This is a genomic window from Pseudomonas sp. RA_35y_Pfl2_P32 (genome assembly GCF_963970735.1).
Taxonomy (GTDB): Bacteria; Pseudomonadota; Gammaproteobacteria; order Pseudomonadales; family Pseudomonadaceae; genus Aquipseudomonas.
Window position 1 is genome coordinate 80,536 of record NZ_CAXAQF010000002.1, and the last position, 19,496, is coordinate 100,031.

General features: G+C 62.3%; 16 protein-coding genes. 8 read left to right on the forward strand and 8 right to left on the reverse strand.

Annotated elements, in window-relative coordinates; genetic code table 11:
• Positions 1–69: 69 nt before the first annotated feature.
• The 6 genes from AACY45_RS02435 to bioB all read right to left on the reverse strand — a co-directional run bounded on the left by AACY45_RS02435 (position 70) and on the right by bioB (position 6,759).
• The gene (locus AACY45_RS02435) at positions 70–1,875 is read right to left on the reverse strand and encodes a phenylacyl-CoA dehydrogenase (RefSeq protein ID WP_339543984.1); all 1,806 of its coding nucleotides are present in this window, start codon (positions 1,873–1,875) and stop codon (positions 70–72) included.
• 274 nt (positions 1,876–2,149) lie between these two features.
• Positions 2,150–2,830 (reverse strand): dethiobiotin synthase, encoded by a 681-nt coding sequence (bioD, locus tag AACY45_RS02440; RefSeq protein WP_339543985.1) that lies wholly within the window; start codon positions 2,828–2,830, stop codon positions 2,150–2,152.
• Positions 2,827–3,639, reverse strand: a complete 813-nt coding sequence (gene bioC / locus AACY45_RS02445; RefSeq protein WP_339543987.1) for a malonyl-ACP O-methyltransferase BioC — start codon at positions 3,637–3,639, stop codon at positions 2,827–2,829. Before bioC ends, bioD begins: the two co-directional genes overlap by 4 nt.
• The gene (locus tag AACY45_RS02450; RefSeq protein ID WP_339543988.1) at positions 3,632–4,363 is read right to left on the reverse strand and encodes an alpha/beta fold hydrolase; all 732 of its coding nucleotides are present in this window, start codon (positions 4,361–4,363) and stop codon (positions 3,632–3,634) included. Before AACY45_RS02450 ends, bioC begins: the two co-directional genes overlap by 8 nt.
• Positions 4,356–5,534, reverse strand: coding sequence for an 8-amino-7-oxononanoate synthase (bioF, locus tag AACY45_RS02455; protein WP_339543989.1), 1,179 nt, complete (start codon positions 5,532–5,534; stop codon positions 4,356–4,358). The genes AACY45_RS02450 and bioF overlap by 8 nt, the downstream gene beginning before the upstream one ends.
• Positions 5,535–5,703: 169 nt before the next feature.
• Entirely contained in the window at positions 5,704–6,759 is a 1,056-nt protein-coding gene (gene bioB / locus AACY45_RS02460; RefSeq protein WP_339543990.1) for a biotin synthase BioB, read from the reverse strand.
• A 98-nt stretch (positions 6,760–6,857) separates the two neighbouring features.
• Here bioB and AACY45_RS02465 point away from each other — a divergent pair, with 98 nt between their 5' ends.
• From AACY45_RS02465 to rarD, 5 genes are all read left to right on the forward strand, one after another.
• Complete coding sequence (locus AACY45_RS02465) at positions 6,858–7,598, forward strand: ComF family protein (protein WP_339543991.1); 741 nt, start codon at positions 6,858–6,860, stop codon at positions 7,596–7,598.
• A 58-nt stretch (positions 7,599–7,656) separates the two neighbouring features.
• Positions 7,657–8,421 carry a TOBE domain-containing protein gene (locus AACY45_RS02470; RefSeq protein WP_339543992.1) on the forward strand — a complete coding sequence of 255 codons (765 nt, stop codon included), beginning with the start codon at positions 7,657–7,659 and terminating at the stop codon, positions 8,419–8,421.
• Between the two features lie 73 nt (positions 8,422–8,494).
• On the forward strand, positions 8,495–10,396 hold the full coding sequence (locus AACY45_RS02475) for a PhoX family protein (RefSeq protein ID WP_339543993.1): 1,902 nt from the start codon (positions 8,495–8,497) through the stop codon (positions 10,394–10,396).
• A 131-nt stretch (positions 10,397–10,527) separates the two neighbouring features.
• A complete protein-coding gene (locus tag AACY45_RS02480; RefSeq protein ID WP_339543994.1) occupies positions 10,528–11,502 on the forward strand; it encodes a serine/threonine protein kinase in 975 nt (324 codons plus the stop codon).
• A gap of 196 nt (positions 11,503–11,698) precedes the next feature.
• Positions 11,699–12,586, forward strand: coding sequence for an EamA family transporter RarD (gene rarD, locus AACY45_RS02485; protein ID WP_339543995.1), 888 nt, complete (start codon positions 11,699–11,701; stop codon positions 12,584–12,586).
• A gap of 222 nt (positions 12,587–12,808) precedes the next feature.
• On the opposite strand, the gene AACY45_RS02490 is transcribed toward rarD, so the two are convergent.
• Positions 12,809–13,327 carry a glycine cleavage system protein R gene (locus AACY45_RS02490; RefSeq protein WP_095164307.1) on the reverse strand — a complete coding sequence of 173 codons (519 nt, stop codon included), beginning with the start codon at positions 13,325–13,327 and terminating at the stop codon, positions 12,809–12,811.
• A 567-nt stretch (positions 13,328–13,894) separates the two neighbouring features.
• On the opposite strand from AACY45_RS02490, the gene AACY45_RS02495 reads away from it, so the two are divergent.
• Positions 13,895–16,072 carry a malate synthase G gene (locus AACY45_RS02495; protein WP_339543996.1) on the forward strand — a complete coding sequence of 726 codons (2,178 nt, stop codon included), beginning with the start codon at positions 13,895–13,897 and terminating at the stop codon, positions 16,070–16,072.
• Between the two features lie 77 nt (positions 16,073–16,149).
• Here AACY45_RS02495 and AACY45_RS02500 read toward each other — a convergent pair whose 3' ends face one another.
• Entirely contained in the window at positions 16,150–16,596 is a 447-nt protein-coding gene (locus tag AACY45_RS02500; RefSeq protein ID WP_339543997.1) for a response regulator, read from the reverse strand.
• A gap of 251 nt (positions 16,597–16,847) precedes the next feature.
• On the opposite strand from AACY45_RS02500, the gene AACY45_RS02505 reads away from it, so the two are divergent.
• Positions 16,848–18,788 (forward strand): DUF294 nucleotidyltransferase-like domain-containing protein, encoded by a 1,941-nt coding sequence (locus AACY45_RS02505; RefSeq protein ID WP_339543998.1) that lies wholly within the window; start codon positions 16,848–16,850, stop codon positions 18,786–18,788.
• Positions 18,785–19,492, forward strand: a complete 708-nt coding sequence (locus tag AACY45_RS02510; protein ID WP_339543999.1) for a 3'-5' exonuclease — start codon at positions 18,785–18,787, stop codon at positions 19,490–19,492. Before AACY45_RS02505 ends, AACY45_RS02510 begins: the two co-directional genes overlap by 4 nt.
• Positions 19,493–19,496: the final 4 nt, after the last annotated feature.

The window sequence follows — 19,496 nt, forward strand, 5'->3', positions numbered from 1 at the left end:
TTTATTTCGGGTATAAAAAAACCGCTGCACCCGAAGGTGCAGCGGTTTGTTGAAGGACCTACCCGAGGCTTAGTAGCCCAGTGCGAAGTCTTCTTCTTTCATGTCCATCAGGTTGTTGGCACCCGACAGCATGGTTGCAACGTGGGTCCGGGTACGCGGCAGGATGCGCTGGAAGTAGAAACGCGCAGTCTGCAGCTTGGCGGTGTAGAACGCCTCTTCGGTAGTGCCGGCAGCCAGTTTTTCCGCTGCCAGGCGCGCCATGTCAGCCCAGAAGTAGGCCAGGCAGGCGTAACCGGAGTACATCAGGTAATCCACGGAAGCCGCGCCCACTTCTTCGCGGTCTTTCATCGCGGCCATGCCGACCTTCATGGTCAATTCGCCCCACTCTTTGTTCAGTGCTGCCAGCGGTGCCACGAATTCCTGGACCGCTTCGTTGCCTTCGTTGGTCTGGCAGAACTTGTGCACGATCTTGGTGAAGCCTTTCAGGGCCTCGCCTTGGGTCATCAGCACTTTACGACCCAGCAGGTCGAGAGCCTGGATGCCGGTGGTGCCTTCGTACAGCATGGAAATACGGCTGTCGCGAACGTTCTGCTCCATGCCCCACTCGGCGATGAAGCCGTGGCCGCCATAGATCTGCACGCCGTGGTTGGCCGATTCAAAACCGACTTCGGTCATGAAGGCTTTGGCGATTGGAGTCATGAAGGCCAGCAGTGCGTCGGCTTTCTTCTTCTCTTCTTCATCCACGCCGTACTTGACGATGTCGACCTGCTTGGCGGTGAAGTAGACCATCGCACGGTTGCCTTCGGCGAATGCCTTCATGGTCAACAGCATGCGACGTACATCCGGGTGCACGATGATCGGGTCAGCGGCTTTCTCCGGTGCTTTCGGCCCGGTCAGGGAGCGCATTTGCAGGCGATCACGAGCGTATTTCAGGCCGCCCTGGAAACCGATTTCGGCGTGGGCCAGGCCTTGCAGGGCAGTCCCCAGACGTGCGGTGTTCATGAAGGTGAACATGCAGTTCAGGCCTTTGTTCGCCGGGCCGATCAGGAAACCGGTGGCCTCGTCGAAGTTCATCACGCAGGTAGCGTTGCCGTGGATACCCATCTTGTGTTCCAGGGAACCACAGGTCACGGCGTTGCGCGCACCGATGCTGCCATCGACGTTGGGCATGAACTTGGGAACGATGAACAGGGAAATGCCTTTGGTGCCAGCCGGTGCATCCGGCAGGCGGGCCAGCACGATGTGGACGATGTTATCGGCCATGTCGTGTTCACCGGCCGAGATGAAGATCTTGGTCCCGGAAACCTTGTAGGAACCATCGGCCTGAGGCTCGGCCTTGGTGCGCAGCATGCCCAGGTCGGTGCCGCAATGCGGTTCGGTCAGGCACATGGTGCCGGTCCATTCGCCGGAAACCAGCTTGGTCAGGTAAGCCTCTTGCTGCTCTGGCGTTCCGTGCTCGGAGATGGTGTTCATCGCGCCGTGCGACAGGCCTGGGTACATGCCCCACGACCAGTTGGACTCGCCCACCATTTCGCTGACTGCCAGACCCAGGGACTCCGGAAGGCCTTGGCCGCCGTGCTCAATGTCGTGCGCCAGGCTTGGCCAGCCGCCTTCAACGAATTGTTTGTAGGCTTCCTTGAAGCCAGTCGGCGTCTTGACGCCGGACTCGCTCCAGGTACAGCCCTCGGTGTCACCCACGCGGTTCAGCGGAGCCAGCACCTGCTCACAAAACTTGGCGCCTTCCTCGAGAATGGCGTTAACCATGTCCGGGGTAGCGTCCTGGCAAGCCGGAAGGCTCTGATAGTGCGCTTCGTAGCCGAGCAGTTCGTCACGAACGAAGCGAATATCACGCAAGGGGGCCTTGTAGTCAGGCATAGCGATAAACCTCTGCTGATGTAACCGGGAATGAACGACCGTGATGATTTGTTGTGACGGTCAAACAGTTGTTTGAAACATACGTTTACGCTGAAATCTTGTCAAGCGTCGATCCTTTGCCGTTCGTCATCGCCCTTCTGGAAAACACCCACGTCAAGGCGCACGGCCGATGCAGCAAGCATCACCGTGTGTCTCAAAGATTAGTTGAAGGAGCAGCAATAGCCCGGTCCAAACACCGTATCCAGGAGGGTGCAGGTCCGGGATTGAGTGGGTGTTAGTCGAGCAGATCCAGCTGCAGGTGTTCGGCCACCGCTTCGGCCGTGACCACCTTGAGTTTCGGCACCCGGCCCAGGCAAGGCGCGGGCAGTCGTTCGGCCAGGGTCGCGAGGTTTTCTTCCAGGCGCGAGGTCTTGGGTTCAATGATGTTGGCCACCCACCCGGCCAGTTGCAGACCGTCGCGGGCAATCGCTTCGGCGGTCAGCAAGGCGTGGTTGATACACCCCAGGCGCACCCCGACCACTAGGATTACCGGCAGGTCCAGGGCCATGGCCAGGTCCGACAGATTGTCCTGGTCGGCCAGCGGCACGCGCCAGCCCCCAGCGCCTTCGATCAAGGTGAAGTCCGCCTGCTTGTCGAGGATATGGCGCATCGGCGCCAGCAACGACTGGACCGTCAGGGCAACACCGGCCTCGCGCGCCGCCAGATGGGGGGCGATGGCCGGCTCGAACGCCAGCGGATTGACCTCGGCGTAGGTCAGCGGCAACGAACACTGCGCCAGCAACGCCAATGCGTCGGCATTACGCAGGCCCTTGGGTGTCACGTCGCAACCGGAAGCCACAGGCTTGCCGGCCGCCGTGCTCAACCCGGCCAACCGTGCGGCGTGCAACAGGCCGGCGGCCACCGTGGTCTTGCCGACATCGGTATCGGTGCCCGTGATGAAATACGCTGCGCTCATCGAGGTTTCTCCAATACGGCATAGACCACCTGATACGTGGCGGGTAGCCCTTGCGCCTGACGAAACTGCTCATAGGCCGCGATCAAGCCACTGATACGCGCCCGACCTGTCAGCCCGCCTGGCCGACCCGGGTTCAGATTATGCGCGCCCAACGCTTTAAGTTCATGGGTCAAGCTGCGCACGTCCGGATAATGCAACACATGGGCACACTGCTGCAGGTCCAGTACGTTCAAGCCACTGGCCGCACACAACTGCTGGTAGCGACTGAACTCACGGAACCGATTGACGTGCACCTGGCCGTCGACCTGCCGCCAACTGTCGCGCAACTCGTACAAAGTGCCGACGCACAGGCTGGCAAAGGCCAGCACCCCTCCCGGCTTGAGCACCCGATAGGCTTCACTGAGCACCGCGGCAAAATCGGCGCACCACTGCACCGCCAGGCTGGAAAACACCAGGTCGCAACTGGCGTCCTGCAGGGGCAGGCGCTCGGCGTCCCCGGCGATAAAATGGTGCGCCCCACCCAAGGGCCGGGCGTGCTTGAGCATGCCTTCGGCGATGTCCAACGCCACTCCGGCGCTCGCGGGAAACGTCTCCCCCAATGCTCGGCTGAAGTACCCGGTACCGCACCCCATGTCCAGCCAACGAGCCGGGGCAAAATCTTCCGGTAACCGACGTAACAACTCGCTACCCACGTCGCGCTGCAACTCGGCCACGCTGTCGTAACTGGCCGCCGCACGGGAAAAGGACGCTGCCACCTGACGCTTGTCGGGCAAACCGCCGGGCAGGTTGGGAAGAGACAAATCAGTCATCACCGCACTCGTGCAAAAAGGCCTGGATCGCCCCCGCCACTCCGTGGGGGTCTTCCAGAAGAAACGCATGGCTGGCCTGTTCAATCAGACCAATTTCCACATCGGGCAGTAAGCTCAGCAGCTCGCCCGCAACCTCGGCCGGCACCAACCCATCGAGGCCCGCGAACAGGTGTAACTGCGGTCCGCGAAAAGCCTGCAAGGCCTTGCGGGTGTCCAGTTGGGCGAGCAGCTCCAGACCACTCATCAACACCGCTGGCGCCGTATGAGGAGCGCCGCCCAACAACAGCCGCGACAGGCCGCGCGGGTCATCGGCACCCTGGGCGCAGAGCAGGCTGAAGCGTTTGAGAGTGGTGCGCGGGTCGGCGCTGCAACTGGCCAGGAACCCGTCGAACGTCTGCGCCGGCATGGCACTGGACCACTCGGCATGGGCGACAAACGAGGGGTTGCTCGCCAGTGTCAGCAAGCCACAGCAGCGCTCGCCGCGGCGTGCCGCCAGTTCCGTAGCGAGCATCCCGCCCAGTGACCAGCCGCCCAGCCAGGCGTCTTGCGGCACACTGGCGTCGAGTTCGTCGAGCCATTCATCCAGGTCGCTGGAGTCCAGCTCCGGCAAGGGTTCGATCTCCACCCGCAGGTGTTCGTCGAGCCCTTGCAACGCGGCCGCCAGCGGCTCCAGTGGAGAAATACCCAGGCCCCAGCCCGGCAACAGAATCAGACGATCACGCATGGTTCGCCGCCGCTCCCAGTTGCTGCACACAATCGGCCAGCCCCTCTAACAATAGCCGCACCTGTGCCTCGCTGTGGGCAGCAGTCAGGGTGACGCGTAAACGGGCGCTGCCGGCCGGCACGGTGGGTGGGCGAATCGCCGTGACCAGCAACCCGCGCTCACGCAGCAGCTGCGAGAACCGCAGCGCTCGCCCGGCATCGCCGATCATGATCGGTTGGATCGGCGTGAAGCTGTCCATCAGTTCCAGGCCCATTTGTTCGGCACCCTGGCGGAACTGGCGGATCAGCACCTGCAAATGCTCGCGCCGCCAATGCTCGCTGCGCAACAACTCAAGGCTCTTGAGGGTGGCGCAGGCCAGCGCCGGTGGCTGGCTGGTGGTGTAGATGTAGGGCCGAGCGAACTGGATCAGGCTTTCGATCAGTTCGTCGCTGCCCGCGACAAAGGCCCCCGCCGTACCGAAGGCCTTGCCGAGGGTGCCGACCAGCACCGGCACATCCTCCTGGCTCAGGCCGAAATGCTCGACCACCCCGCCGCCATTGGCACCCAGCGGGCCAAAGCCGTGGGCGTCGTCGACCATCAGCCAAGCGCCCTTGGCTTTGGCTTCCCGGGCCAGGGCCGGCAGGTCGGCGATGTCGCCGTCCATGCTGAACACGCCATCGGTGACTACCAGGGTATTGCCGGTGGCTTTCTCCAGGCGCTTGGCCAGGCTCACAGCGTCGTTGTGCAGGTAGCGATTGAAACGCGCGCCCGACAACAGCCCGGCATCCAGCAGCGACGCATGGTTGAGCCGGTCTTCCAGCACCGTATCGCCCTGCCCGACCAGCGCCGTCACCGCCCCGAGGTTGGCCATGTAGCCGGTAGTGAACAGCAAGGCGCGCGGGCGCCCGGTCAAATCGGCCAACGCCTCTTCGAGGGCGTGATGGGGCGTGCTGTGGCCGATCACCAAATGTGAAGCGCCGCCACCGACCCCCCAGCGGGTCGCCCCAGCACGCCAGGCTTCGATCACTTGAGGGTGATTGGCCAGGCCCAGGTAATCGTTGTTGCAGAACGCCAGCAACGGCTGGCCATCGACCACCACTTCCGGGCCCTGCGGGCTTTCGAGCAGCGGGCGCTGGCGATAAAGGTTTTCGGCACGACGGGCAGCAAGGCGCGCAGCGAGATCGAAAGACATGCAGGCCTCGAGTGTCAGATCACATGAATCAAATGAACACGGTCCCTGTAGGAACGAGCTTGCTCGCGATGGACGTTAACGATGACGCGTGTTACCTGAATAAAAACGCGTTGTTTTTGAGTTCATCGCGAGCAAGCTCGCTCCTACATGGGTTGTACATTCCCAACGATCAAACAACGGCGTTATAGAACTGCTCGCTGCTCTTTTGCTCCACCAGCGCCTGTTCGATAGCCGCCTGGTGGACCTCGTCGGCGTGCTCTTCGCGAGCCTCCGGGAGAATGCCCAGGCGCGCGAACAACTGCATGTCCTTGTCCGCTTGCGGGTTGGCGGTGGTCAGCAATTTGTCGCCGTAGAAAATCGAGTTGGCGCCGGCGAAAAAGGCCAGGGCCTGCATCTGCTCGTTCATGGCCTCACGACCCGCCGACAGGCGCACATGGGATTGGGGCATCAGGATGCGGGCGACGGCCAGCATGCGAATGAAATCGAACGGGTCGATGTCTTCGGCGTTCTCCAGAGGCGTGCCAGCCACTTTCACCAGCATGTTGATCGGCACCGACTCCGGGTGCTCCGGCAGGTTGGCCAACTGGATCAGCAGATTGGCGCGGTCGTCCAGCGACTCGCCCATGCCCAGGATTCCGCCCGAACAGATCTTCATCCCCGAGTCACGCACATAGGCCAGGGTCTGCAGGCGCTCGCTGTAGGTGCGGGTGGTGATGATGCTGGTGTAGAAATCCGGCGAGGTGTCGAGGTTGTGGTTGTAGTAGTCCAGGCCCGCTTGCGCCAAGGCTGCGGTTTGGTCCTGGTCGAGCCGGCCCAGGGTCATGCAGGTTTCCAGGCCCATGGCCTTGACGCCCTTGACCATCTCCAGCACGTAGGGCATGTCTTTGGCCGAGGGGTGTTTCCACGCCGCGCCCATGCAGAACCGGGTAGAGCCGATGGCCTTGGCGCGGGCGGCCTCTTCCAGGACCTGCTGCACTTGCATCAACTTTTCTTTTTCCAGGCCGGTGTTGTAGTGACCGGACTGCGGGCAATATTTGCAATCTTCCGGGCAAGCACCGGTCTTGATCGACAGCAGGGTCGAGACCTGGACGCGGTTGGCGTCGAAATGCGCACGGTGCACCGTCTGCGCCTGGAACAACAGGTCATTGAAAGGCTGAACGAACAGCGCTTTAACTTCGGCCAAAGACCAATCGTGACGCAATTTGGCGGTGATGCTGGCGCTCATCGGCTCATTTCCTTTCTTATGCTTTGACACGTACCCCGGGAAAAAGTCGAGTTCCCACAGGCACAACACGGATGTTTCTGCATATTTAAGGAAGAGCCATGCGCTGTCAACCACAGTACGAAGGACCGGTTTACATCTGGTTAAAAAACACCCAACATTGCTTGCTCTGTAATGAGCCCGCCGACACCCCGCAACCCATTTGCCAGCCCTGTGAAACCGAACTGCCCTGGCTGGTCGAGCATTGCACCGTCTGCGCACTGCCCCTGGCCCTCAGCGGCCTGGTCTGCGGCCAGTGCCTGAGCACCCCTCCAGCTTTCGCACAGGTGATCGCGCCCTGGTCCTACAGCTTCCCGGTCGACAGCTTGATCACCCGTTTCAAACACTCGGCCAACTGGCCCTATGGCCGCCTGTTAGGCGAACTTCTTGCGCAATTCGTGCAACATCGCATCGATGAAGGGTTACCCCGTCCCGCCGCACTGGTGCCGGTACCGCTGGCGCGCCAAAGGTTGCGCACCCGAGGTTTTAATCAAGCAGCGATGCTGGCCAACTGGCTCAGCGCCAGCTTGCAGATACCCAGCGAGGAACACCTGCTCCAGCGTATCCACCACACCACCGCGCAGCAGGACCTCAGTGCCAAGGCGCGCCAGCAGAACCTGCGCAACGCCTTCGCGCTGACCCCGCAGGCAGCTATCAAAGGCCGGCACCTGGCCTTGGTCGATGACGTGCTGACCACCGGCGCTACCGCCCAGAGCCTGGCGCGCCTGTTGATCGACGCGGGCGCCAGCCGGGTCGATGTCTATTGCCTGGCGCGCACCGCAAAACCCGGCGCACCGACTTGACTCTGACGCGCCGAGCCGCCAACTTCCGACGCCATCACCCGCACTCGCAGCGCAGATCATGTCCTTGCCTACCTTGTTGTCTCAACACATCGTGCGTCGCCCGCAACGCATTGCGCTGCTGCAGCACATTGCCGAACAGGGCTCGATCACCCGCGCCGCGAAGAGCGCCGGGCTGAGCTACAAGGCGGCGTGGGATGCCATCGATGAACTCAACAACCTGGCACAAAAGCCCCTGGTGGAGCGCAGTGTCGGCGGCAAAGGGGGCGGTGGCGCGCGACTGTCCAGCGAGGGCCAGCGCGTGCTGCGCCTCTACCTGCGCCTGCAGGCTTTGCAGGCGCAAGTGCTGGAGGCCGCCGAAGATGCCAGCGACCTCGACCTGCTTGGCCGCCTGATGTTGCGCACCAGTGCCCGCAACCAGTTGCATGGCACGGTCGCCGGCATCGAGGCCCAAGGGCGCAATGACCTGATCGCCCTGACCCTGACGGCCGGCCTGAGCCTGCACGCGCAAATCACCCGCGACAGCACCCAGCACCTGGACTTGCGAGCCGGTACCGAAGTGGTGGCGCTGATCAAGGCCGGCTGGTTGGAACTGCTGGCGATCGAACAAGCGCCAACGCCAGGCTACAACGCCCTGCGCGGTACGATGGAGCAAATTCTCGACGCCGAAGATGGCCCCAGTGAGGTGCGAATCGTCCTGCCCAATGGTCAGACCTTGTGCGCCCTGGCCGAGCCATTGCACCTCAGGACCCACGGCCTGCAGGTTGGCAAACCGGTGCTGGTGCAGTTCTCGCCCTCCAACGTGCTGCTCGGCACACCGCTGTGAAGCGCTAACCACTGCAATATTTGTGTCATCAACGCCCCTTATGGTGACTGCCAAAACCAGCAGGGAGCCTGATGTGAGCCTATTAGAAGAAAACCAAGCCACCGACCTCGAAAAAATCGTCGGCCTCAGCCGCCGCGGTTTTATCAGTGCCGGTGCGCTGTGCGGTGCCGCAATGTTCCTGGGCGGCAACCTGTTGAGCCGCAGCGTGCTGGCCGCCAGTGTCGGTGCCGCCAACAGCAAACTGCTGGGCTTTGCCAGCATCGCCGCCGCCACCAGCGACACCCTCACCCTGCCGGCGGGCTACACCTCCTCGGTGTTGATCAGTTGGGGCCAGCCCCTGCACAAGGACGGACCGGCCTTTGACCCCAGTGGCAACGGCACGGCCCTGCAGCAGGAAGCCCAGTTCGGCGACAACAACGATGGCATGAGCCTGTTCGCGTTCCCGGACGACGACAACCGCGCCCTGATGGCCATCAACAACGAATACACCAACTACCGCTACCTCTACCCCCACGGCGGCATGCCGCAGTCGGCCGAAGAGGTGCACAAGGCCCTGGCCAGCGAAGGCGTATCGGTGATTGAAGTGCAGCGCCAGGACGGCCAATGGCACTTCGTCCAAGGCTCGCGCTATAACCGCCGCATCCACGGCAACGCGCCGATTCGCGTCGGTGGCCCGGCCGCCGGCCACGCCTTGCTGCAGACCAGCGCCGACCCCAAGGGGCTGAATGTCCTCGGCACGTTCCAGAACTGTGCCAACGGCAAGACGCCCTGGGGCACCTACCTGACCTGCGAAGAGAACTTCACCGACTGTTTTGGCAGCAGCAACACCGAGCAGAAGTTCGACGCCGCGCAAAAACGCTACGGCGTGGTGGCGGCCAGCAAGGAGATCAACTGGCACCCCCACGACCCGCGTTTTGACCTGGCGAAAAACCCCAACGAGCTCAATCGCCATGGCTGGGTGGTGGAAATCGACCCGTTCGATCCACAATCGACGCCGGTCAAACGCACCGCCCTGGGCCGCTTCAAGCACGAAAACGCAGCCCTGGCCGAAACCCATGACGGGCGCGCGGTGGTGTACATGGGCGACGACGAGCGCGGTGAGTTCATCTACAAGTTCATCAGCCGCGACAAGATCGACCACAAAAACCCCAAGGCCAACCACGACCTGCTGGACCATGGCACCTTGTACGTGGCCCGTTTTGATGCCGGCGACAGCAACCCCGATCACCCCAAGGGCCAGGGCCAATGGGTTGAACTGAGCCACGGCAAAAACGGCATCGACGCCAGCAGCGGCTTCGCCGATCAGGCCGAGGTGTTGATTCACGCGCGCCTGGCGGCCAGTGTGGTCGGCGCAACGCGCATGGACCGCCCGGAGTGGATTGTCGTCAGCCCGAGCGACGGCCAGGTGTATTGCACCCTGACCAACAACGCCAAGCGCGGCGAAGAGGGGCAGCCGGCCGGCGGACCGAACCCACGGGAGAAGAACGTCTATGGACAGATCCTGCGCTGGCGCACCGAGGGCGACGACCATGCCTCGCCGGCGTTCGCCTGGGACCTGTTCGTGGTCGCCGGCAACCCGACGGTGCACGCTGGCACGGCCAAGGCCGGCTCGTCGAACATCACCCCACAAAACATGTTCAACAGCCCCGATGGCCTGGGCTTCGACCAGGCCGGACGCCTGTGGATCCTCACCGACGGCGACTCCAGCAACGCCGGGGACTTTGCCGGCATGGGCAACAACCAGATGCTTTGCGCCGACCCTGAGACCGGGGAAATCCGCCGCTTCATGGTCGGCCCGGTGGGCTGTGAAGTGACCGGCATCAGCTTCTCGCCCGACCAGAAGACCCTGTTTGTCGGTATTCAGCACCCCGGTGAGAACGGTGGCTCGACCTTCCCCGAGCACTTGCCGAACGGCAAGCCGCGCTCCTCGGTCATGGCCATCCGCCGGGAAGACGGCGGGATCGTCGGCGCCTGACCCCACCCCTTCGCGAGCCGGCCCACTGGGAGCCGGCTCGCGATGACACCTGCACGGTCCCCACCTATCTGCCTCCGTCTGCGCTACCATGCTTGGCCGGACGCGGCAGCCTGCTGCGCGCAGGAGTCAGCATGTCTCACCCGTTTGAAACACTTACCCCCGATCTGGTGCTCGATGCCGTTGAAAGCATCGGCTTTCTCAGCGACGCACGCGTCCTGGCACTCAACAGCTACGAAAACCGCGTGTATCAGGTCGGTATCGACGACAGCGAACCCCTGATCGCCAAGTTCTACCGCCCACAGCGCTGGACCAACGAAGCCATTCTCGAAGAACACCACTTCACCTTCGAGTTGGCCGAGTGTGAAGTGCCGGTGGTGGCGCCGCTGATCCACAATGGCGAAAGCCTGTTCGAACACGCCGGCTTTCGTTTCACCCTGTTCCCGCGCCGTGGCGGCCGTGCCCCGGAGCCGGGCAATCTCGACCAGCTCTACCGCCTGGGCCAGTTGCTCGGGCGTTTGCACGCGGTGGGTTCGACCCGCCCGTTCGAACACCGCGAAGCACTGGGGGTGAAGAATTTCGGTCATGACTCGCTGAACACCCTGCTCGAAGGCAACTTCGTACCGCGCAGCTTGCTGCCAGCCTACGAGTCAGTGGCGCGTGATCTGCTCAAGCGCGTGGAAGAGGTGTACGCCAGCACGCCGCACAAGAACATCCGCATGCACGGCGACTGCCACCCCGGCAACATGATGTGTCGCGATGAGATGTTCCATATCGTCGACCTCGACGACTGTCGCATGGGCCCAGCGGTGCAGGACCTGTGGATGATGCTCGCCGGCGATCGCCAGGAATGCCTCAGCCAGTTGTCGGAACTGATGGACGGCTACCGCGAGTTCCACGACTTCGACCCGCGCGAACTGGCGCTGATCGAGCCGCTGCGCGCCCTGCGCCTGATGCACTACAGCGCCTGGCTGGCCCGTCGCTGGGACGACCCGGCGTTCCCGCGCAGCTTTCCCTGGTTCGGCACGGAACGTTACTGGGGCGACCAGGTACTGGCGCTGCGTGAGCAATTGGCGGCGCTGAACGAAGAGCCACTGAAACTCTTCTGACCAAAGGCCCGATGTAGGAGCGAGCCTGCTCGCGAAAGCGCTGGCTCAGTCAACAGATCTGTTGAATGTTGATTCGCTATCGCGAGCAAGCTCGCTCCCACCGTGCTCACAAAAAACCTACCTATTCAGTCAGGACATTCGCAGACAAATCTCCTTACAATCCCCTCTTTGTTAGTTGCCTAAGCAAGGATTCTGCATGCAAGCCGCCAACCCGCGTCGCGGTTACATCCTGGGCCTGAGTGCCTACATCATCTGGGGCTTGTTCCCGCTCTACTTCAAGGCCATCGCCAGCGTACCCGCCGTGGAAATCATCATCCACCGGGTGCTGTGGTCGGCGCTGTTCGGCGCGTTGCTGCTGATGGTCTGGAAACACCCGGGCTGGTGGCGCGAACTGCGGGAGAACCCGCGCCGCCTGGCGATCCTGGCCCTGAGCGGGACGCTGATCGCGGCCAACTGGCTGACCTACGTCTGGTCGGTGAACAACGGGCGCATGCTCGAAGCCAGCCTCGGTTACTACATCAACCCGCTGGTGAACGTGCTGTTGGGTATGTTGCTGCTTGGCGAGCGCCTGCGTCGCCTGCAGTGGCTGGCCGTTGGCCTGGCGGCCGTGGGTGTGGCGCAGCAGGTCTGGCAAGTCGGCAGCCTGCCCTGGGTGTCGCTGGTGCTGGCGTTGACCTTCGGCTTCTACGGCCTGATCCGCAAGCAGGCGCCGGTCAAGGCCCTGCCCGGGCTGGTGGTGGAAACCTGGATGCTGGTGCCGATTGCCGTCGCCTGGCTGCTCTTCAACCCGACCGCCAGCAGCGCTCAAGCTGAGTTCTGGACCACCTCCGAAGCCTGGTGGCTGGTGGCGGCGGGGCCCGTGACGCTGGTGCCGCTGGTCTGCTTCAACGCCGCCGCCCGGCACTTGCCCTACACCACCCTGGGCTTCCTGCAATACCTGGCGCCGACCCTGGTGCTGTTGCAGGCGGTGCTGCTGTTCGGCGAACACCTGTCCTCCAGCACCCTGGTTGCGTTCATGTTTATCTGGGCTGGTCTGGCGGTCTACAGCATCGATGCGTGGATCAGTTTGCGCCGGCGCAGCTGATCAAAAAACGCACAATAAACTGCAGACCACGGTGTACGTGGCCTGCAGCCATCCTTCCCAAGGTTATCCACAACCTGATCCCCGCCGTTTGTGCACAAGCCCTTGAAACTGTTGGTTTTTTGACCAATCCTTGGAAACCCACGGCCCGCCCGGGCTGCAGCCCTGTCTCTACAGGTTATCCACAGGCAGGTGCAGGTTTTTCTTGGATAACCCGGTCTGTGCCTAGGGATCGCTGCGCAACACCAACTCCACCATCAAGTCATCGGCCAGGGTTTCCAGGCGCGACTGCAGCACGTCCAGCGACAGGGTCAAAGGCACCGCAAGAATGGCTTCGGCATGGAACAGGGGTTCGCTGCTCATGGGTGCCGGCCGCACCTCGGTCACCAACCGCTCCAGGTTGACCCCCTGCTCACTGAGCAGGCGGGTAATGTCGCGCACAATCCCCGGGCGATCGTTACCCACCAACTCCATGGCAATCGGCTTCCAGGTGCAGGACTGCTCGATCCCGCTCTCGGCAATCAACACCCGAATCCCGTGGCTGGCCAACGCCTGCAGTGCATCCACCAGTTCGTCGTAGGCTTCGGCCGGCACCCCCACCCGCAGGATCCCGGCAAATTGCCCGGCCATCCGCGACATGCGGCTTTCCAGCCAGTTGCCGCCATGTTCGGCGATACATTGGGCAATGCGCTCGACCTGACCGGGTTTATCCGGGGCGAATACCGTGAGTACGAGGTGGTCCATGGCGCAGCCCTCTTGTCATGACTTTTGTTCTGGAAAGGCAAGTATAGGCAAGGGGCTGGTGATGATCGGTCCCGATGCGCTGGTACGTCGGTGCGTCGATCGACGCCATCACGGGCAAGCCTTGTTCCTACAGCCTCGGCAGTTGTAGGAGCAAGGCTTGCCCGCGACTGGCGTTCCACCGGAAACCTGCAAAGCCACAAATCGTGTACAAGTTTTTATATTTAGCTGGAACAATCTCATGGTTTTTTGAGAACATCCCGTGCCCCGACGTGACTGCAATGCGTCATGGGGTCGCAGAACGACGTAATTAGTCTAATTTTCACAACCGCAATTCATCATGTAGTATGCCGCAGCGCGCACTACATAACGTTGGATCGATGTCTGCCGCAGGCACAATCGCAACCCTGAAAGCCCCGTCAGCAAGGCCTCCAAGCCGTTGATTGGTCCCACCCAGCCGCCCGTCATGGCATGTACTGGTAGGGCGGTTTGTGGTTTAAATGGCCAGTGGCTTCATTGTCATAATTGAAGAGCTGAAAAGCGAAATAGCTGAGCAGAGTGAGGCAAGCAATGACTGAACACGTTCAAGTCGGTGGCCTGCAGGTCGCCAAAGTCCTGTTCGACTTCGTGAACAACGAAGCCATTCCCGGTACCGGCCTCACCGCCGATAAGTTCTGGGCCGGTGCCGACAAGGTCATTCACGACCTGGCCCCGAAGAACAAAGCCCTACTCGCCAAACGCGATGACTTCCAGGCGCGTATCGACGCCTGGCACCAGTCCCGTACCGGTCAAGCACACGATGCTGTGGCCTACAAAGCCTTCCTACAAGACATCGGTTATCTGCTGCCAGAAGCGGCCGATTTCCAGGCGACGACGCAAAACGTCGACGAAGAAATCGCCCACATGGCCGGCCCGCAACTGGTGGTGCCGGTGATGAACGCCCGCTTCGCCCTCAACGCCTCGAACGCTCGCTGGGGTTCGTTGTACGACGCGCTCTATGGCACTGACGCCATCAGCGAAGCCGATGGCGCGGAAAAAGGCAAAGGCTACAACAAGGTCCGCGGCGACAAGGTCATCGCCTTCGCCCGCGCCTTCCTCGACGACGCCGCACCGCTGGCCGCCGGCTCCCATGTCGACTCCAGCCGCTACGCAATCGTTGATGGCAAGCTGGTGGTCAGCCTCAAGGGCGGCAGCAACAGCGGCCTGCGTAACGACGCGCAACTGATCGGCTTCCACGGCGACGCCGCGGCACCGACTGCGGTGTTGCTCAAGCACAACGGCCTGCACTTCGAAATCCAGATCGACGCCAGCACCCCGGTCGGCCAGACCGACGCGGCCGGTGTCAAAGACGTACTGATGGAAGCGGCGCTGACCACCATCATGGACTGCGAAGACTCGGTCGCCGCCGTCGATGCCGATGACAAGGTCGTGATCTACCGCAACTGGCTCGGCCTGATGAAGGGCGACCTGTCGGAAGAAGTCAGCAAGGGCGGCCAGAACTTTACCCGCACCATGAACGCCGACCGCACCTACACCGCGCCTGATGGCAGCGAACTGAGCCTGCACGGCCGTTCCCTGCTGTTCGTGCGTAACGTCGGCCACCTGATGACCATCGATGCGATCCTCGACAAGGACGGCAACGAAGTCCCGGAAGGTATCCTCGACGGCCTGGTGACCAACCTGGCGGCGATCCACAGCCTCAACGGCAACACCCGCCGCAAAAACAGCCGCACCGGTTCGGTCTACATCGTCAAACCGAAAATGCACGGCCCTGAAGAAGCAGCGTTCACCAACGAGCTGTTCGGGCGCATCGAAGACGTCCTCGAGCTGCCACGCAACACCCTCAAAGTCGGGATCATGGACGAAGAGCGGCGCACCACCCTCAACCTCAAGGCGTGCATCAAGGCCGCCAGCGAGCGCGTGGTGTTCATCAACACCGGCTTCCTCGACCGCACCGGCGATGAAATCCACACCTCCATGGAAGCCGGCCCGATGGTTCGCAAGGCCGACATGAAGGCCGAGAAATGGATCGGCGCCTACGAAAACTGGAACGTCGATATCGGTCTGAGCACCGGCCTGCAAGGCCGGGCGCAAATCGGTAAAGGCATGTGGGCCATGCCTGATCTGATGGCTGCCATGCTCGAGCAGAAAGTCGCCCACCCACTGGCCGGTGCCAACACCGCCTGGGTACCGTCGCCGACGGCTGCCGCCCTGCACGCCCTGCACTACCACAAGGTCGACGTGTTCGCCCGCCAGGCCGAGCTGGCCAAGCGCACCCGCGCTTCGGTAGACGACATCCTGACCATCCCGCTGGCGGTGAACCCGCAGTGGAGCGACGAGCAGATCAAGCACGAACTGGACAACAACGCCCAGGGCATTCTCGGTTATGTGGTGCGCTGGATCGACCAGGGTGTGGGCTGCTCGAAGGTCCCGGACATCAATGACGTCGGCCTGATGGAAGACCGTGCGACGCTGCGTATCTCCAGCCAGCACATCGCCAACTGGCTGCGCCATGGCATCGTCACTGAAGATCAAGTGATGGAAAGCCTCAAGCGCATGGCGCCGGTGGTTGACCGCCAGAACGCCAACGACCCGCTGTACCGCCCGCTGGCACCGAACTTCGACAGCAACATCGCCTTCCAGGCGGCGGTCGAACTGGTGATCGAAGGCACCCAGCAGCCGAACGGCTACACCGAGCCGGTCCTGCACCGTCGCCGGCGTGAATTCAAGGCCGCCAATGGCCTGTAAGTAAGCGCTGACGCCGGACAAAAAAAGGCCCTGATCGACAGATCAGGGCCTTTTTTCATGGCGCCGGCAGCGACCGCTTACAGGGGCATGCCCAGCTCATGCCTGACCAGCTCCAGCAACTTGTCGGTATCGATCGGCTTGAGCAGGAAATCCACCACGCTCATGTGCATGGCCGCAATCGCGTCCTTCACGTCGGCATCGCCGGAAACAATAATGATCGGCAGCGCCGCCCGGACCGACTCACGGACCTGGCGAATCAAATCCAGGCCGTCGACATGGCCCATGCGCAGGTCGGTGATCACCAGGCCAATCGAGGGGGTTGTCTCCAACAGCTTCAGCGCGCTTTCGCCGCTGGCCGCGGTCATGCAACGAATGCCGGAAAGGCCCAAGAACCTCGAGAGCAATTCGCGGGCATCCTGATCATCCTCGACGATCAAGACCCGCTGGGGCGGCAAATCCGGTTCAAGCATGATTGCACTCAGCGCTTCACGCTCGGCATCGCTCAAAATATCGTGGTCGGACATAGGTCACTCAACAGGTTCAGATCATTCCCCTAGCACAATTATCTGACATCGCTAAGTAGAGCTTAAATGTGCGCTTCGTCGGATATTTTTCCAAGAGGGTCGGCAAAGGTTTTAGGTACTCATGGCGTAGGACATCTCCGGGTTTTTTTATCGATGTCCCCCGACCTAGACTTACGTCCAATGGGCACCCCGTGCGCAGGGGCCGACCATGCAGATACCCCTACAACAATAAATCGAAAAAGACTGCGGTCATGGTTATGAGTAAAACGGACGCCTTCACCCAGGCTGGGAAAACCGCGGTGTTGCAAAACATCCAGGGCACCTTGCAGTTCCTGCAGCGGTTCCCACCGTTCAACCAGATGGAACACGCGCACCTGGCGTACCTGGTGGAGCAATGCCAACTGCGTTTCTACGCGCCTGGCGACAGCATCATCAAGCCCGCCGACGGCCCGGTAGAACACTTCTACATCGTCAAGCAGGGCCGGGTGGTGGGCGAGCGTCCACACACCGCCAAGGGCGGTACCGAAACCACCTTCGAAATCACCACCGGCGAGTGTTTTCCCCTCGCCGCGCTGCTCGGCGAACGGGCGACCCGCACCGAGCACCTGGCGGGCGAAGACACCTTTTGCCTGCAGTTGAACAAGCTGGCGTTCATCAAGCTGTTCGCCCTTTCCAGTGCCTTCCGCGACTTTGCCCTACGCGGCGTCAGCAGCCTGCTGGACCAGGTCAACCAACAGGTCCAGCAAAAAGCCGTGGAAACCCTCGGCACCCAGTACTCACTCAACACCCGCCTCGGCGAACTGGCAATGCGACACCCGGTGACCTGTGGCCCGGCCACGCCCCTGCGCGAAGCCGTGACCCTGATGCATGAGCAACAGGTCGGCAGCATTGTGATCGTCGATGAACATAAAGCCCCCCTGGGGATTTTCACCCTGCGCGACTTGCGCCACGTGGTGGCCGAAGGCACTCGCGACTTCGACCAGCCCATTGCCCGGCACATGACCCAGGCGCCGTTTTACCTGAGCCCGGACCACAGCGCGTTCGACGCGGCCATCGCCATGACCGAACGGCATATCGCCCACGTCTGCCTGGTCAAGGACCAGCGCCTGTGCGGCGTGGTCTCCGAGCGCGATCTGTTTTCCCTGCAGCGGGTCGACCTGGTGCACCTGGCGCGCACCATTCGGAACGCGCCACGGGTCGATAACCTGGTGGCGATCCGCGGCGAGATTGGCCAACTGGTCGAGCGCATGCTTGCCCACGGCGCCTCCTCGACCCAGATCACCCAGATCATCACCCTGCTCAACGACCACACCGTATGCCGGGTGATCGAACTGACACTCGCGGAAAAAGGCGACCCGGGCATCCCCTTCAGTTGGTTGTGTTTCGGCAGTGAAGGCCGCCGCGAGCAAACCCTGCACACCGACCAGGACAACGGTCTGCTGTTCGAGGCGCGCGACGCCGCCCATGCCGCCGAGATCCGCGATCAGCTATTGCCCATCGCCCAACAGATCAACCACAGCCTGGCGCTCTGCGGCTTCACCCTGTGCAAGGGCAACATCATGGCCGGCAATCCCGAGCTGTGCCTGTCCCGAGCCGAGTGGGCCAGGCGCTTCGCCGCCTTCATCCGCGAAGCCACCCCGCAGAACCTGCTGGGCTCCAGTATCTACTTTGACCTGCGGGTGGTCTGGGGCGACGAGCAGGGCTGTGCGCAACTGCGCCGGGCCATCCTCGACCAGGTTGCCGACAATCGCCTGTTCCAGCGCATGCTGGCCGAGAATGCCTTGCGCCAACGGCCGCCGGTGGGGCGTTTACGCGAGTTCGTGCTGACGAAGAAGAATGGCGAAAAAGCCACCCTCGACCTCAAGGTGCAAGGCCTGACGCCCTTTGTCGACGGCGCGCGCCTGCTGGCCCTGGCCAACGGCATTGAAACCAACAACACCCTGGAACGCTTCCGTGAGCTGGTGGCCAAGGAAGTCATCGAGTCGCTGGACGGTGCTGCCTACGAAGAGGCCTACCACTTCATCCAGCAAACCCGCATGCAACAACACCAGCGCCAGAGCCGCGAGAACCTGCCCTACTCCAACCGCGTCGACCCGGACAGCCTCAATCACCTGGACCGACGCATCCTGCGCGAATCCCTGCGCCAGGCCCAACGCCTGCAAAGCAGCCTCAGCCTGCGGTACCAGCTATGAGTCTGTTTTCCTGGCTGCGCCCGGCCGGCCCGACCCTGACCCTCGAACAGCAACAACGCCTGGCGCGCTTGCCCAGCGCGCCGACGCTGCATGATTGCAGCCTGCGCGAGCAACGCTGGGTGGTGCTCGACCTGGAAACCACTGGCTTGAACCTGAACAAGGACCTGGTGCTGTCCATCGGTGCCGTGGTCATCGAAGATGGCGCGATCGATTTCAGCCAGCAGTTCGAGCGCACCCTGCAACGCCACACGCACAAACTGGGGCCCAGCGTCTTGCTGCACGGGCTGGGGCCAAGCGCGATTGCCGCCGGCAGCGATCCGGTGGACGCCCTGCTGGACTTCATGGAGTTTGTCGGCGACAGCCCGCTCCTGGCCTTCCATGCCCCCTTCGATCAACACATGCTGGGCCGCGCCCTGAAGGAAAGCCTGGGTTATCGCTTACAACATAGGTTTCTTGATGTTGCCGACATGGCCCCCCTACTCTGCCCCCAAGCACACATCCGCGAGGCCGGCCTGGATGACTGGATCAACTGGTTCCAGTTGCAGATCTTCGAGCGCCACAACGCCAGCGCCGACGCCATGGCCACGGCCGAGCTGGCGTTGATCCTGTTCAGCCGGGCGCGGGCACAACATATCCACAGCCCCTCGGACCTGCAACAACGGCTGAGCCAGTGGAAACGGCGCCAACAAAAACACTCCTTTTAATCCA

Bases quoted from the DNA above. Each gene is read 5' to 3' on its own strand.
- AACY45_RS02435 (WP_339543984.1), bottom strand. From the start codon at position 1,875: ATGCCTGACTACAAGGCCCCCTTGCGTGATATTCGCTTCGTTCGTGAC.
- bioD (WP_339543985.1), bottom strand. From the start codon at position 2,830: ATGAGCGCAGCGTATTTCATCACGGGCACCGATACCGATGTCGGCAAG.
- bioC (WP_339543987.1), bottom strand. From the start codon at position 3,639: ATGACTGATTTGTCTCTTCCCAACCTGCCCGGCGGTTTGCCCGACAAG.
- AACY45_RS02450 (WP_339543988.1), bottom strand. From the start codon at position 4,363: ATGCGTGATCGTCTGATTCTGTTGCCGGGCTGGGGCCTGGGTATTTCT.
- bioF (WP_339543989.1), bottom strand. From the start codon at position 5,534: ATGTCTTTCGATCTCGCTGCGCGCCTTGCTGCCCGTCGTGCCGAAAAC.
- bioB (WP_339543990.1), bottom strand. From the start codon at position 6,759: ATGAGCGCCAGCATCACCGCCAAATTGCGTCACGATTGGTCTTTGGCC.
- AACY45_RS02465 (WP_339543991.1), top strand. From the start codon at position 6,858: ATGCGCTGTCAACCACAGTACGAAGGACCGGTTTACATCTGGTTAAAA.
- AACY45_RS02470 (WP_339543992.1), top strand. From the start codon at position 7,657: ATGTCCTTGCCTACCTTGTTGTCTCAACACATCGTGCGTCGCCCGCAA.
- AACY45_RS02480 (WP_339543994.1), top strand. From the start codon at position 10,528: ATGTCTCACCCGTTTGAAACACTTACCCCCGATCTGGTGCTCGATGCC.
- rarD (WP_339543995.1), top strand. From the start codon at position 11,699: ATGCAAGCCGCCAACCCGCGTCGCGGTTACATCCTGGGCCTGAGTGCC.
- AACY45_RS02490 (WP_095164307.1), bottom strand. From the start codon at position 13,327: ATGGACCACCTCGTACTCACGGTATTCGCCCCGGATAAACCCGGTCAG.
- AACY45_RS02495 (WP_339543996.1), top strand. From the start codon at position 13,895: ATGACTGAACACGTTCAAGTCGGTGGCCTGCAGGTCGCCAAAGTCCTG.
- AACY45_RS02500 (WP_339543997.1), bottom strand. From the start codon at position 16,596: ATGTCCGACCACGATATTTTGAGCGATGCCGAGCGTGAAGCGCTGAGT.
- AACY45_RS02505 (WP_339543998.1), top strand. From the start codon at position 16,848: ATGGTTATGAGTAAAACGGACGCCTTCACCCAGGCTGGGAAAACCGCG.
- AACY45_RS02510 (WP_339543999.1), top strand. From the start codon at position 18,785: ATGAGTCTGTTTTCCTGGCTGCGCCCGGCCGGCCCGACCCTGACCCTC.